Source organism: Geomonas sp. Red32, from assembly GCF_023652955.1.
Taxonomy (GTDB): Bacteria; Desulfobacterota; Desulfuromonadia; order Geobacterales; family Geobacteraceae; genus Geomonas.
This window is the reverse complement of sequence record NZ_JAKLOY010000003.1, coordinates 343,232-357,222: the sequence shown is the minus strand read 5'-3', so window position 1 is coordinate 357,222 and position 13,991 is coordinate 343,232. Positions and strand designations below refer to the sequence as shown.

Sequence of the window (13,991 nt, the reverse complement as noted above, 5' to 3'; positions counted from 1 at the left end):
TAAGGTCTTTGATCAATGGATGGGACGCGTTGCCAGTTGTGTCTGCCATTGCCAGCTCGCTCCTGTCAGGGTGTCGAGCAACTCGAAGTGGGTGTAGCAGTTCGCCGGTGCGCTACGCACGAGAAAACGATCCAGCACACAACCGAAGAGGTACATATCGCCTGCCCCGGCGAAGTGGTCCTGGCGTACCTTCACGCGGATCTCCCGCCCCCTCAGAACGACTCCGCTAACGAGACGTTCGCCGGCGGTTACCTCAACCGACTCGATGCCGGCTATTCTCTTCAGGCTGGCCGTACCACGCGTTCCGTCATCGGCGGCAAAGACATACAGCTCCAGGAGCGCACGCAGGCGTTCCGCACTTTCCAGGGGGAGATAGTTCAGATAAAGATGGGAAAGTAACCGGCGAAGCAAGGCGAGGCCAGCCGGGGGATCCTGGCCGGGGCTGATCGGGGTGACATTGCGGCCGATCACCACTTCGGGCAGGGAGGCGGCCTCTCCGCGGATGTCGCCGATGCGCAATTTGCCCGGAAGGGCTCCGTTCGTACAAGTCAGTGAGATAGAGAGAGATTCGTCATCGGGAAGTGGGGGCCCGCCGGGAAAGCTCAGACAAAGTGCAGTTCGGTGCCGATCGGGATGCGAGGAGTGATCGGCTTCTGCGTGATAGAGCGGTGCCGTTCCGTGGTCGCCGGTGAAAAGCTCGAAGGGGAAGTACTCGCGCTCCCTCCACGTTGACCGCGTGTAACCGGTCACCCGGTCAACGGAGAAGATCCTGTATTGGCCGGGATTCAGGCCGCTCGGGCGGATCGGGTAGCGGCTGGTGCGATGGGTTACCAAGACCGGCTCGGCCTCCTGGGAAAAGAGATTGACGGCCGGAACAGCATTCACGATGAAGTTCTCCTGCTTTATTCGAGGCCAGGCGGTGATGTTATCGAGCTCGAAAGTCACGGTGAAGTCTCGGCAGGGCTCCCAACAATCCAATCCCTGCACATCGAGACAGAGAAACCTCTGCGGGAAGCTGAAATACTCCTGCAGCAGCCGGTAGCGGGGTAACGCATGAGGTGGATACGGGAAAACCGGCTCCGCATCGACGAAGGCGGCAGGGATTACGCTGCCGGAAGGGAGCACTACACCGCCCTCGCCATTCAGGGGAGCCACGAGAATCCGGCTAACGTGCCGGGTAAGCAGCAAGAAGAGGTCGGTCGCTGTGGAGTGATCGCCCGAGAGGAACAAGCGCAAACTCTTAGGGTGCCACCCTGATTGCGAGGCTCCAGCCATTGTGAAACGGAGGAAAATCTCGCCACGTCGCCCAGTTCGCCGCGCTGACGTTGCATCGACGAGTTCGACAGGGTGAACCTCGGCCGCGGCGGTCGTGGTGAAGAGGCATGGCGTACCGTCAACAGGGGCGGAAGCGAACCGGGTCCCGGCGGGGACCGTGACCGGACAACTCTGAGAAGGATGCGGCGTATAGGCGATCAGGGTCGTGGCCGGGACAGGACGCAGGTAGTGGGGCAGGATCAGTTGCACCAGGGTGTGGACCAAGGCGGGGAAATCGCCCTCCAGCTTCTGAAGAAGCAACGAGTTCTGAAACACGGCGCCCTCGAGCAGGCGCTCGACATCCGCGTCGTTCTTGTCTTTGTCGAGTAGGGGGGCGAGTGCCGGATGGGCGGAAGCGAACTCCGCTGCAAGGTCGTGAAACAGAGCCAGTTCCTGTTGAAAAAAGCGGTCGGTCACGAATTGACTCCGGTAACGGGAGGTGTCCTGCAGCAAAAATCAGGCGAGGATCAGGAGCTTTCCGTCGGCATCGACCACGGTTTCAAAGCAAACTCTGCGTCCCCCTTCCCCGGTCAGGTTGGCGTTGATCTGGAAGCGGAGCGTCAATACGTCGTCCTGATCCGGGAGAAAGGCCACGTTTACGTTGGAGAGTCTCGGTTCATACTTTTCGATGGCGGTCCTGATGCTGCTTTCGATTGCAACAACCGATTCCGGGAAGGTCTGAAGGAAATCGATGAAATCCGGAACGCCATAGTCGCCGGCGATCGGCACATTCCCCTGGCGGGTGTTGAGAATACGCTGCAGGTGCGAAACCAAAGATCTGATGCCTCGCCGCAGGTCATCCCCCCGTCGCCGTTGCGGCTCCTTCTCCACCGACCGGATACGTTCCAGCAATCGTTCTTCGTGCATGTCGGTCACCGTTGGATTTCAGTCGGGGTAATGCCGTGCGCCCCCCTCCCGCCTGGGAGGGAGGCGGCATTTTTCTCTACCGCGGGACGGTCCAGCTATCCTCGGCTTCGATACCGTTGGGCTCCCAGGTCCACTTTATCTTCTTGTAGGTGAAGGAGACCTCTTCCATGTGGCGGTACGGGTCGTTGGCAGCCAGGAGGGTTACCGGCATGGTGGGACGCATCTTGACCACGATGGCATCTTCCAGGACGTGACTGAAGTAGTGCTCCTCAGTGCCCTGTTTGGTAATCCGGTACCATTTGATAGTCACGTTCTTCAGGTGCTCGCCCGTGCAAAGAGCCTGATACAGCTTGGGCGAGCTCTTGTCATACTCTTTGGTGACGGTGAGGGCTCCATGCACTCTCTTTCCGGTGGCGAGGCCATCAGTCGAGCTGCGCGGGATACTGACATCATGATCCATGGCGTACACCAGGATGCTCCCTTCTCTCCCTTGCATGTCGCACGAACCTTCAATCTTTCCCTGCTTCTCTCCTACCAGGGTTAGATGCGCAGGCATTGCCATAACGTGATCCTCCTTAACTAGAGCGGTTTGAGAACCTGAAAGAACTATCCCTTCTCCATCTTCCCCACCAGTGAGAGGGTGAAGTAGGCGCCCATGTATTTGAAGTGGGGAGTGACCTTGAGCCCCACGCGGTACCAACCGGCCTCGCCGGGGACCTCTTCGACGGAGACTTCGGCTTGACGGAGGGGACACCGACTGCGCACGCCTGGCATGGGGTTGTCCATGTCGGAAACATACTGCCGGATCCAGAGGTTCAGCTCGCTCTCAAGGTCCGCGCGCTCCTTCCAGCTTCCGATGTTCTCCCGCTGAAGAACCTTGAGATAGTGGGCGAGCCTACTGACGATGAAGACATAGGGAAGCTGCAGTCCGAGACGGTGGTTCAACTCGGCCTCTTTCCCTTCCTTGCTGGCACCGTAGAATTTCGGCTTCTGCGCGGAGTTGGCGGAGAAGAACGCGGCGTTGTCGCTTCCCTTGCGCATGGTGAGGGGTATGAAACCCTCCTCCGCCAGTTCGAACTCGCGCCGCTCCGAGACCAGCACTTCGGTGGGGATCTTCGACTGCAGGGCTCCCATGGACTGGTAGTGGTGAAGCGGAAGGTCGTCGACGGTGCCACCGCCCTGGGGCCCGATGATGTTCGCGCACCAGCGGAAATTGGCGAAGCTCTCGGTGAGCCGGGTGGCGAAGGCGAAGGCGGCGTTTCCCCAACAGTAGCGCTGGTGGCTGCCGGTGACCCCTTCCTCGTAACCGGCATTCTTCACCGGATTGCTCTCTTCGCCATAGGGAAGCCGCAGCAGGAACCGGGGCAGGGTGAGGCCCACGTAGCGCGCCTCCTCGCTCTCCCGGAACGAGCGCCACTTGGCGTACTGAGGCCCTTCCAGAATGGCAGAGATGTCCTTCAGGTTGGGGAGCGAAGTGTAATCCTCACAGCTGAAAAAGCCCGGTGCCACCGCCGCGATGAAAGGGGCATGGGCGATACTTGCGACCGCGGCAACGTTTTGCAGAAGCTTGATGTCCTGCGGTCCGTGTCCAAACTCGAAGTTACCGATCAGGGCGCCATACGGTTTGCCGCCGAACTGACCATACTCTGCGGAGTACACCGTCTTGTAGAGGCCACTCTTTATTACTTCCGGTGAATCTTCGAAATCCTCAGAGAGATCCTCCTTGCTGGCATTGAGGAGGTCGATCCGGTTGTTCTCCCTGAAATCGGTCCGGTCAACGAGGAAAGCGAGCGATCTCCAGGCAGACTCCAGTCTTTGAAATTCGGGATGATGGAGTATCTCGTCGAGCTGTTGAGAGAGCTTGCGGTCCAGTTGGGCGATCATGTCGTCGAGGACCGCCTTCGAGACCTGGACGCTTTCCGTTCCGCGTCCGGCGACCTCGGCCACCAGTGCCTCCACACCGCTCCTGGTGATGGCATAGGCCTCGTCGGCGGTTTCCAGCCGGGTGGAACTGACGATGTCGTCCAAAAGGGAGCAGCCTGCCCCCGGCCCTTGCAGAGGTCTTTCCAAGGTAATCGTTTCGGTCGTCATGGCGTCCTCCTAGCGGCCGGCCGTGCCGACTTCGGACAATAGCTTCGCCCGGGTATCGGCATCGGCCAGCAGTTCGTGGATCTTGCGACGGAACTCCGGCACGTTGGCGAGGGGCCCCTTCAGGGAGCGCAGTGCCTCCCGAAGCTTGAGAATCCGCTTGAGCTCCGGGACCTGCTCCATGATCGATTCCGGTCCGAAGCCGGAAAGGGTCTGGAAATCGAGGGCGACGGCAAGCTCGTCGCCCGGGTTACCGGAGAGGCAGTTAGGCACGGCAAACTGCACAGCAACTCCCAGCGACCTCATGACCTCGTTGAAGTTTTCCTTGTCGATCGACACCGGCTCACGCTCCTCGATCGGTCTTTCGTCCGGTCTGCCGGTGAAATCACCCAGCACGAGAAGCTTCAGAGGCAGCTCGACCTCCTCGCGAGCATCGCCCTCGGCAGTGCGATACACGATGTTGACCCGCTCCTTCGGCGCGACTAGATCTTTGCTCATGGCAACTCTCCTTTGGTGCTTCACCGGCTGCTCGTTTCCGCGAGACGAACCATTGCTACGGTGTCTATGGATGCAATCCGCCGAAGAAGCTCTTCCCGGTTCAGTATCTGGGTAGTGTTTTTTGCTGCTGAAACGATGTGGAAAGCCAACATCAGGCCGTCGAGAGCAACGGCGGGATCGTAATCGTACAGTCCCCGGCCCTCTATCTCAGTCACCACCTGCGCGACAACCGGCAGCGCAAGCCCAGCCCTCCCGGCCGATAACAGGATGCGGCAGAGGAGGATCCTTCCCCGGAGTTTCCCCCGCCCGGACGCGACCAAGCCGAGCGCTTCTTCAATCAGCTTCACCGCCTCGACCGGCTTTCCCTCGCGCGCCAGCCCATCCGCCTCAGCCAGGATTCGCTCATCGAGCGGTTCGTCCCCCGGCTTCGCCACCGGAGATAACGACGGCATGGCATCAGGCTTCGCCATCGGAGATAACGTCGGCATGGCATTGGCGCCGGCTCCTGGAGTGGAGACAAACCCTTCCAACCACCGCCTGGTCTCGGAGTCAGCAAGTGGAGTCCCATCGGCAAAGCAGAGATCGTGAAGGGAGGGAAGGCGGTAAACGAAGAAGCCGGCCTCCTGCCTGACGGCTTCCGCCGCGGAACCGGCCCCGGCCACTTTGAGTGCATCCGCAACTATCTTGTTCCCGTCCAGCCAAAAAATATGCTGTCCGAGCTGCCGCTCGCCTTCGTCTACGGCATTTTCGACAAGCCCCGATGCGATCAGCCGCCGGAGCCGATCGTTAGCCTCGGCTGGTGGGGGAGCGAGCCTGGTGCGGCCATTTTCCGAAGGTGGCGGTTCCAGCACGGCGAGCCAACAAGCCTGACGCAAGAGCCGGTAGGGAAGCGGGGCACGGAAGTCTGCGCGGCGCAATTTGCCTGCGGCTTCGAGGAGGCGGGAAAGAAGTACGTCGGCCGGCTCCGCATGCGGCGAAGGCCTGCTTGCCTGAACGGGAGCGGCCAAGGGAGCGGCAAATTCCTCGACAGGGTTCGCACCGCCAGTCAAGGGAGTAGACAGGAGGGCTCCCCCTTCCGGCTCCCCCTGGAGGGAAGCCACATCTGCCACGCACCTTTGAAGATCCTTCAATGGAGACGGGTGATCCGGTATCAGTTGGTTGATTGACGCATCGAGTGCGGTCAGCTGTTTGGCCAAAGCCTCGCATTGCGTGGCCGAGATAGTCCCCGCATCCACCGACTCGATGGCAGCAGCGCACCTTTCCACCAGCCAGCGGATGCTCAGGGCGCGGGCTCTCTGCTTTCTGGGGAAAAGCCGTTCGCCGTGCTCCTCGACGAGGTCGCGAAGAATGGAAAGCCCCAGCTCCAATCCATCCATTCCCCGCGTCCGCGCCAGGCCGACGGTCAGATAGCTTGCCACCAGCAGATCCTTCGACTTCTCGCGGAGGATCCCGGCGGACAAGGCAACTATCTTTTCCCAATCGACGCCGGTGGCCGCGGCGGCTGGCAAGGTTCCCCGGTCGACTTCCGCCTGGAGCTCCTCGAAGAGAGGGTCGTAGCGCACATCCCCGCCAGCTGGCTCCTCCGCGGAAACGGTTCCTTTACCCAGCAGGTCGAGGTTCATGGCAGCTCCCGGCACGAAATGGAATCAGTCCCAGCTTTTGGCGATGCGGCTCGGGGGGCGTTGGCTTCCCTCGGAGACCTTCGTTTTCAACACGGCGCCGCTACCTATCACACGATAATTGACCCTGATGTACTTGATCCCCATCTTCTCCAAAGCGCTCCTCTCCCCCGGGAAATCGCGGGGATAGAAAGTTCGCCTACCGCCGGGAAAGCTCTCGAGGAAGTCGGCAAAGGCTTGGGGACCCGAATACCTGCGGGTCAGCACGAGGTCGCCGACCTCGATCTGCATCGTAACGTCGCCACAGCTATCTGGGGACCAGTTGAAGGTTTTACCGGTCGGATAGTTGAGATTGGTGAGAAGTTGGGTCGAGGATCCGCACTGGAGTTCGAGGCGGGTTGCGTGAGGCTTTACCCCTGCATCGGAGTTGCTGTCGGTAGGGAGCCCCTCGATGCCGACCGTGTAGCTGGTCTGCTTCGACATCGCGGCAGCCTGCACGACGGCGCCTTTTTCGAGATAGCCGAGGAAAGGCACCTCGAACAGGAGGCAGCCCCCTAATGCCTCCTTGGCACGGTATCCCTTCTGTGAGCGGCAGAGAAAAGGTGCCGCCGGTCCGCGGACGAACTTCCATACAAGTCCATCCTGACCGAGGAGAGCCGGAGCCGCCTGTTGCCCCGTCATCCCCAGGGTCCCTCCCAGCACCTGCTCCTCCCACTGGGTCTGCAGGTGAACGGCAGCCTCCCTCCGGACGAAGGACCAAAGAAAATCGGCCGGACCGGTGACCAGTCTCACCACGGCCGGATCAGGGACGGCGGTTCCCGCTAGGACAGCGATCACTTTTTTTGACGAGGCGAAGGCCGCGAGGAAGGGGGACTTGCCCGCAACGGGGTCCTCGCCGTAGACCTGCACAGCCGCCTGATGGGCCTGCATACGCGAGGCGATGGCCGGGGCCAGGGCGGCGAGAGATGCGTGATACTGCTGAAAAGCCACCGATCCGGACAATGCCTGCTCTGCCACATTGGCACCCGCGCCCTTAGCCCTCCCCGGTTCCAGCGAGGAAACAAATTGCTTCCCACGCTCGGCCACCTTCGCCAGCGGGAGACTCCCGGTGCTCTTCATCCTCTGACAAAGGCGAGCCTGATGGAGCCAGAGAGGGGCCTGGTCTTCCACCCCACCCTCCGGGAGCTCCCTCGTCAGCCGGTCGATGAACCGGAAGTGAGGCGCCTGATCCGTCACCATGCGGGCCGCGGCCTCCTGCCATTCGCGCTCACCTCTTAGCCGCTCTGCCCCCCGATGGAATCCGGCAGCGAACAACTGCCATGCGGCGACCCGTTGGAGCCTGTAGCTCTTCTCGAAGGCCGCCAAACCAGGGGGAGCAGCCGGCCCGCCGCCGAGGGCCGTGGCGATTTCCTTAACGAGGCGATCGATTTCCTCTTTCCCGTTACAAGTAAAGGCCGGCGCCACCGCCGGCTCCTGTGCCATCTGATTGGTGCCGCCCCAAAATTCAGCCAGAGTCAACGCCGGAGTTCGCCCCTGACGGTTCACCCAACCGACCAGCCACTGAAAGTCACCGCCTTTAACGGCGACCACGGCTTTCAACTCTTTTCTGAGAAAGGCTATATCACGGTCTATCTCACTCCTGTCGTCGTGCCAAAGAAGACACCAGAGATAGCCAGGCAAGCATTTGTCTTTACTGGTCCCGTCCGCCGCCGTCTCCCCAATGAAAGGCAAGAACTCCGGCTGCGGCATAGCTGCCAGCCGCTCACTTCCCTCGCCACTCCGCCACGCCTTGAGGAGATTGATCCGCCTGGCCAGATGCACCATGACGTCCCCGGCTTTCTGATCGGCACCGGAAGCGGTAAGGTCTGCCAAGGTATCCGCGAGCCGCTTGTCAAAGGAGGCGAGGAAGACATCGTGGTAGTTTTTGCAGAATCTTTTTTTCAGCTCCCTCTCCAGATCGAGGGTAGCGTTGAGACCGAAACGCGGGACCAGCCAGTGCCGGTTCCTTTCCTCCACCACGGCTATCACGCGGCGATAGGCATCCAGGGTGCGAAGGTCGCTGGAGACATCGCCCCGCAGTTGTGGGACCGCAGAAAGGCCGGGCGGCAGGCGGCGGAGAGTAGAGAGATTTTTGACGAACGAGAAGGTGAGGAGACCGCACAGGGCGGTCATCACGGTTACCCACGATACCAGCCCCAGGTTGCCGGTTACCCGCTGCCACTCCATCCGCCGCTGGGTCGGCATGGAGATCCAACGGTCGTGGGGGAGGATGGTGGTGAAAAGGTCGTGGAGAAAGGCGGCCTTCTTGAAGCGCGTCACCTCATTTTCCGCGGCCTCCTGGCTCTCTTCATGCGGCTGCCCGCTGGAGAGGAAGATCCCGCGCAGGACAGGCGTTTCGTGGTAGCGGTTGTTGCCGAAGGCCGTTTCCGCCAAAGCCGAAATTTTCTCCCTCAGCCTGGCCAGTTCCTCGGGGAGTGCTATCAGGTCCCCTACCCCCCTTTCGTCGAGCGTATCGAGCAGCATCCCCAACCGCAGGGTGCCCAACTGGTCACAAAGAGCGGGGAATGCGCGATTGAGAAAAGCACCGGCTCCCCCCTCCAGATCGGTATTGACCACCCCCATCGCCTCTTTGCAGGCGCCCTCGGGAAGGAGCCCGGTGAAGAACTTCATCCCCGGGATGAGATCGCACTTGGTAATCAACAGGTAGACGGGAAACTTGATCCCCAGCACCGACATCATGTCGTTGAGACGGTGCCGGATGACCTTCCCCTCTTCGGCCAAAAGGTCGCAGCCGCCAGCGGCCAGCCGGTCCACCGGCACCGTCACGATGACGCCGTTCAGCGGCTCCCGGGTCCGGTACTTGACCAGCAGGCGGAGAAAGAGCTTCCATTCCTCGTGGTCGGCCTCTTCGTCGAGGTGCACCACGTACCTGCCGGTAGTGTCGATGGCGACCGCTTCGTTGAAGAACCACCAGTCGCAGTTCGAGGTACCGGTGATGGGGGATTGCGCCGGATGATCGAGCAGAAGAGAGGGAACGGCGGCATTGGCGAGGAGAGTGGTTTTTCCGGCCCCGCTGGTCCCCAGCAACAGATACCACGGAAGGACGTACAGCGGGTTACCGTGCTTTTTGAGGTGGGAGCTTCGCAGGGTCTCGATGGCCTGTTTCCACTTCAAGCGGAGGTCGTCGAGCTTTCGCGCGCCCTCCTCTCCCTCCCCCACCAGGTCATGCTCGACCACCCGTTCGAAGCGCCGTAACCAGATCCGCCGCAGAAAGAGGGCACCGAGAGCAGTGCCGAGAAGAAAGAGGGCCAAGGAGACGGCGGCCCACGGGGGCCAATCGAGAAGCAGGGCGACGGCCAGCAGCAGAAGAACCGAGCAGACAGTGGCGAGCACCCACAAAGTCACTTTGAAAATAGTGCGGTTGATCCGGTTCATTTAGCTCCCCACGGACTTCAATACATGCTCGGTCAGGGTTGCCAAACTGAGGCGGTAGACGACGTACAAGGTTCCAAGTACCAGTAACGGAGCGAACAGGGAGATGAGTACCACCGGCGACAGCTTGCTGCCCCCCCCTTCCCGGCCAAGGCCGCTGGCGGCTCCCGACTGGTATGCCTCGGGGAAGAGCCTCGCTCCCGCCGCGCCCTTGTCCGGAGATAGCAGCGCTAAATTCTCCCTTTTTAATCGATCAAGCTCTCTTTCGCCGCCTACCTGGCAGTATCTTCCCTGGAAGCCGAGGCAGAGACAGAGATAGTAGACCTCCCGCGCATCGATCCGATCCCTCCCTAGTGCAGTCAAACGCTGAAAGAACTCTTCACCGGCTTCGGTGGTATTGAAGTGACGGCGTTGCAGTTGATCGCTCAACCAGGCCTGTTTGTGCAGCCAGGCCGATTTCGCCAAAAACTCGTCGATCAAAGCGCAGACCGCGAATCTTGACAAGGCCACGTCTTCACGGGCGGCACCAGTGGCAAGCGCCGCCGCCTCGGCTTGGGCCAGCAGGCGGTCGACCTCGTCGCGGACGGCATCCTGAGCGGGCTGCGCCAAAGCGAGAGAACCGTGGAGCGCGGCGGCATACGTAAAGAGAGGAATGAAAGAAACGGAGAGGGCCATTGCTCCTCCATCGTCCACCCAGCTATCTCCCCTCGACCACCAAGAGTCTCACTTGGAGGCCGGCAGGGGCGTCCGGCCAGCAAAAGGCGATACTTCCTTCGCGGGCAATGGTTTCCCACTGCTCGTGCAGGTGATCGACGGCGAAATATACGGTTCCCTGTTCGGGGGGGATTTCGTCGGGAGGGCTGGCAAGATGACTGAGCGGCACACCCGGCAAGGCGTGAGAGGTCAGGATGGGAAGACGGTTGCGGGAGGCCAGCTTGGCCGCCACATCGACGCGTCCGTCCATCAGTTCGGCGATTTGGTCGGCAGTTACCGCAAGGTAGAAAGATCTCCCACGGGTCACCGACTCGGAGGCGAGATCGGCAGAATAGTAAGTGCCGTCGTGCACAAGGGGGATGATCTGGTCCGGCCCACCGGCGATCTCGGCGAGGAGGCCGGAGCAGAGGGCAGCGCCGCTTGAGAAGCATCCCCAGAGATCGCCGTGATCGTAGGGGGGAAGCTTTTCCAGATCGGAGGAGCGCCGGGACGAATAGGAGGTCAGTTCGCCGAGCAGCTGGCGGAGAGCTCCATACAGGAGGCTGGGATGAACGAAGGGGGCTTCGAGGTACTGGGTGAAAAGCGGCAGATAACGGTTGAGGGCGGCCAAAACCAGCAGAAGAACGAGGGGCCGGCCCCCTTCCCGGCACTGCATGAGGAGCTTCGGCTTCCCCTCACCCAGCCGGTCTATCCAGGAGGCGGCAGTATCGCGAATGCCGGAGGAGAGCTTGAGAAGCAAAGGGGACGACGCCAGGGAGAGAGCCGGCGGAATGAAATCGCCGTGGGTGGCGTCCGAGGAGCCGGCAGGCCAGCCGAGAGGAATGGCGGCGTATTCGGCCATTGCGTCCCTTTCGTCTTCCGAAAAGAAGCGCAGCACGTGATAGAGGCGCCGCACCTGGGCGTCCGGTCCTTCCACGAGGAAATCGACTGAAACTTCTGGCTCTTCCAGAGCAACGAAGCGGGTGGAGACCGATACTACCTCGTCCCTACTCTTGACGACCGTCACATTGCGGCCGGACGGATTCCACCGTCTCACGCCGAGGAAGACCTTAGGCGGCCGCTCCCCCGGAGGGGCACTGGGAAAATACCTGGAGGCAACGATGGCATTGCCCGGATACGCGATGTAGGTGGCGTCATCAAAGAGGAAACGTCCGGAGTTGAGCCTGCAGGTTCCGGCGAGAAGAGCAGTGCGGTCGAATTCGATGCTGACGACACCCCAGAAGTGGGGTCCCTGGGCAACCAGCAAGGGAACCAGATGAGAGCGGGCCGCCAATTCCTGGAGCTGGAAGTGCTGAGGCTGGAGGAACAACCCTTGGTGCCAGAAGAGAGGGGCCTCGGTCCGCATGAGGAGGGTTCCCTATTTCCTCTCGCCCGACAGTTGCAGCGTCTGCATAGCCTGGGGGCCGAGTTGGAGGGCGATGGACATCTTCTGGGGGGAAGCACCGGGGGCAGGAATGGCCAACGATCGGACGCTCTGGTCTTTCCGGGCGTTGAAGTAGCCACCCACGACGCTGACGAAGCGGGCATCCTCCGGCCTATCGATCGCTTGGTCCAGTTCCTGGCCGGGTTGCAGGACCAAGCGGCGGGCATGAAGGATAGAAGAATCGAATCTCCCGCAATCAAGAAGCTTCTGTAAACCGTCCCGCTCCTCCTGAAGTTGGTTGATGGTGTACGGGTCGCGCAAAAGGTAAACGCAGAGCAACACTGTATGAGGAATTTTGTTGAATAGGTTTAGTTGGGGGTCCGCTTTGATGTGGAGGTGAATGGGCGGTATTGGGAGTGGAGACGATGCAACTTTAGCACTCGATGAGCAACCAGAGAGCAGGGCGAATACTGCGACAAGGGAGGCAATGTAGGCAATATTCTGTCGCAAAATGCACTCCTTGGGGTGAAATGACCGCAAGTCAGATTAGCTTTAACTAATCTTTGTTATTGTATTCCGTTCGCGGCACAATGCAAGGGAGGAAATAAATAAAAAATCTTCGGCAGCCTCCACAACCTCCCGCAAAAGGCCTGTCTGGCCTGTCTGGCCTGTCTGGCCTGTCTGGCCTGTCTGGCCTGTCTGGCCTGTCTGGCCTGTCTGGCCTGTCTGACCTGTCTGACCTGTCTGACCTGTCTGACCTGTCTGACCTGTCTGACCTGTCTGACCTGTCTGACCTGTCTGACCTGTCTGACCTGTCTGACCTGTCTGACCTGTCTGACCTGTCTGACCTGTCTGACCTGTCTGACCTGTCTGACCTGTCTGACCTGTCCGACCTGTCAGCCGGCCACCGGAGGCCGCAGACGGCTGTTACGCAATTCGCTTTGAAGGAGAAAGGTGTGAAAAGAGGCTGGGAGACGAGCTCAGGCGGGTGCTGGAATAGCGAAACAAAGGCGCTCCAGTTCGTCGAAGTCGAGCCCCCCGTCGGCCAGCGTCCTGATCAAGGCCAGCTTCTCGGTATCCTCGGCGGTAATCTTGGAGACGTCTTCGCTGATCATGTTGTGCAGTTCGGTGGTGGTGTGGGTCTGGGTCCTCAGGTAGGGGATGCGGCTCGCGTCGAGGATGCGCTCGGTGATCTCGCTCATGGGGGCAATCCCGGGGACGATGAGCCCCACGATCTTCTCCCTGAACTCCTTCATCTGGTAAAGGTTCGCCAGAGTCACCAGCAGTTCGTCGCGGCTGGAGGTGACGATCAAAAGCGAGGAGTCCTTCAAAAGCTCGGTGACCCGCTGGGTGGAGGCGGCCCCGATCTGGACATGGTGGATGATCCTCCCGGCATCGCGGCGGTTGCCATGCAGGGGGAGATCCAGCAGGTGGGAAATCCTCCTCAGGGTCGGGTTGGCCAGGGTCGGCTGGTAGTCGAAGCCCCCCATCACCCCGAACTCCTCGCCGGCGAAGGCTCTTTTCAGGTAGTCCAGGGCGCTCTCCCGCTTGTCCGCCCGGATCTTGTTAATCAACACCGCCTTGACGGCTACCTCTTCCTGGCGAAAGAGCGCCAGGTTCATATGCACGTTGTCCACCACGTTGCCGAGCCCCCCGCCGGTCACCATCACCACCGGCGCATCCACCAGCCGCGCGATGCGGGCATTGGAGAGCTTCATGATGGAGCCGACGCCAGGATGCCCCGACCCCTCGATGACGATAAAGTCGCATCGCTTCTCCAGCTCGCAAAGCGCGGCCTGGATGTCTTCGGCGAGCCCCTCCACGGAAATCTCGCCGTCCACCACCTTGCGGGTGGTGCCGGGGTGTACCACGACCGGGGACATGAAGGGGAGTAGCCGCGTGAGCCCGAAGACCCGCGCCATCAGCACGGCGTCCTTGTCGTACCAGTGCCCTTGGTAGAGGGCCGGCTTGGGCCCCATCGGCTTGATGAAGCCGATGCGGGCATATCTGTTGCGCGCCAGGTGCAACAGCGACAGGCTGGTAGTGGTCTTCCCTACGTTCTGCCCGGTCGCCGCGATGAAAATCTTTCTCGCCAT

At 60.9% G+C, this 13,991-nt stretch carries 11 protein-coding genes; all 11 read right to left on the bottom strand.

From position 1 onward, the window contains the following. Window positions 1-12 precede the first annotated feature (12 nt). The 11 genes from tssF to L4X63_RS10850 all read right to left on the bottom strand — a co-directional run bounded on the left by tssF (window position 13) and on the right by L4X63_RS10850 (window position 13,991). Window positions 13-1,767 (bottom strand): type VI secretion system baseplate subunit TssF, encoded by a 1,755-nt coding sequence (gene tssF, locus L4X63_RS10900; protein WP_250678654.1) that lies wholly within the window; start codon window positions 1,765-1,767, stop codon window positions 13-15. A gap of 3 nt (window positions 1,768-1,770) precedes the next feature. Then, complete coding sequence (tssE, locus tag L4X63_RS10895; protein ID WP_250678653.1) at window positions 1,771-2,181, bottom strand: type VI secretion system baseplate subunit TssE; 411 nt, start codon at window positions 2,179-2,181, stop codon at window positions 1,771-1,773. 76 nt (window positions 2,182-2,257) lie between these two features. Beyond that, the gene (locus tag L4X63_RS10890) at window positions 2,258-2,737 is read right to left on the bottom strand and encodes an Hcp family type VI secretion system effector (RefSeq protein WP_250678652.1); all 480 of its coding nucleotides are present in this window, start codon (window positions 2,735-2,737) and stop codon (window positions 2,258-2,260) included. Window positions 2,738-2,787: 50 nt separating this feature from the next. Then, window positions 2,788-4,272 carry a type VI secretion system contractile sheath large subunit gene (gene tssC, locus L4X63_RS10885; RefSeq protein ID WP_250678651.1) on the bottom strand — a complete coding sequence of 495 codons (1,485 nt, stop codon included), beginning with the start codon at window positions 4,270-4,272 and terminating at the stop codon, window positions 2,788-2,790. 9 nt (window positions 4,273-4,281) lie between these two features. Beyond that, the gene (tssB, locus tag L4X63_RS10880) at window positions 4,282-4,767 is read right to left on the bottom strand and encodes a type VI secretion system contractile sheath small subunit (RefSeq protein WP_250678650.1); all 486 of its coding nucleotides are present in this window, start codon (window positions 4,765-4,767) and stop codon (window positions 4,282-4,284) included. Window positions 4,768-4,787: 20 nt separating this feature from the next. Then, window positions 4,788-6,389 (bottom strand): type VI secretion system protein TssA, encoded by a 1,602-nt coding sequence (tssA, locus tag L4X63_RS10875; RefSeq protein WP_250678649.1) that lies wholly within the window; start codon window positions 6,387-6,389, stop codon window positions 4,788-4,790. Window positions 6,390-6,413: 24 nt separating this feature from the next. Continuing rightward, a complete protein-coding gene (locus tag L4X63_RS10870) occupies window positions 6,414-9,821 on the bottom strand; it encodes a type VI secretion protein IcmF/TssM N-terminal domain-containing protein (protein ID WP_250678648.1) in 3,408 nt (1,135 codons plus the stop codon). Further along, window positions 9,822-10,493 carry a type IVB secretion system protein IcmH/DotU gene (gene icmH, locus L4X63_RS10865; protein WP_250678647.1) on the bottom strand — a complete coding sequence of 224 codons (672 nt, stop codon included), beginning with the start codon at window positions 10,491-10,493 and terminating at the stop codon, window positions 9,822-9,824. A gap of 22 nt (window positions 10,494-10,515) precedes the next feature. Continuing rightward, entirely contained in the window at window positions 10,516-11,877 is a 1,362-nt protein-coding gene (tssK, locus tag L4X63_RS10860) for a type VI secretion system baseplate subunit TssK (protein WP_250678646.1), read from the bottom strand. A 12-nt stretch (window positions 11,878-11,889) separates the two neighbouring features. Continuing rightward, on the bottom strand, window positions 11,890-12,405 hold the full coding sequence (gene tssJ / locus L4X63_RS10855) for a type VI secretion system lipoprotein TssJ (RefSeq protein WP_250678645.1): 516 nt from the start codon (window positions 12,403-12,405) through the stop codon (window positions 11,890-11,892). 470 nt (window positions 12,406-12,875) lie between these two features. Continuing rightward, window positions 12,876-13,991 (bottom strand): phosphotransacetylase family protein, encoded by a 1,116-nt coding sequence (locus L4X63_RS10850; RefSeq protein WP_250678644.1) that lies wholly within the window; start codon window positions 13,989-13,991, stop codon window positions 12,876-12,878.

What these genes read in the sequence shown, in the direction of transcription:
- tssE (WP_250678653.1), bottom strand. Translation starts at nt 2,181, where the DNA reads ATGCACGAAGAACGATTGCTGGAACGTATCCGGTCGGTGGAGAAGGAG.
- L4X63_RS10890 (WP_250678652.1), bottom strand. Translation starts at nt 2,737, where the DNA reads ATGCCTGCGCATCTAACCCTGGTAGGAGAGAAGCAGGGAAAGATTGAA.
- tssC (WP_250678651.1), bottom strand. Translation starts at nt 4,272, where the DNA reads ATGACGACCGAAACGATTACCTTGGAAAGACCTCTGCAAGGGCCGGGG.
- tssB (WP_250678650.1), bottom strand. Translation starts at nt 4,767, where the DNA reads ATGAGCAAAGATCTAGTCGCGCCGAAGGAGCGGGTCAACATCGTGTAT.
- tssA (WP_250678649.1), bottom strand. Translation starts at nt 6,389, where the DNA reads ATGAACCTCGACCTGCTGGGTAAAGGAACCGTTTCCGCGGAGGAGCCA.
- L4X63_RS10870 (WP_250678648.1), bottom strand. Translation starts at nt 9,821, where the DNA reads ATGAACCGGATCAACCGCACTATTTTCAAAGTGACTTTGTGGGTGCTC.
- icmH (WP_250678647.1), bottom strand. Translation starts at nt 10,493, where the DNA reads ATGGCCCTCTCCGTTTCTTTCATTCCTCTCTTTACGTATGCCGCCGCG.
- tssK (WP_250678646.1), bottom strand. Translation starts at nt 11,877, where the DNA reads ATGCGGACCGAGGCCCCTCTCTTCTGGCACCAAGGGTTGTTCCTCCAG.
- L4X63_RS10850 (WP_250678644.1), bottom strand. Translation starts at nt 13,991, where the DNA reads ATGGCGAGAAAGATTTTCATCGCGGCGACCGGGCAGAACGTAGGGAAG.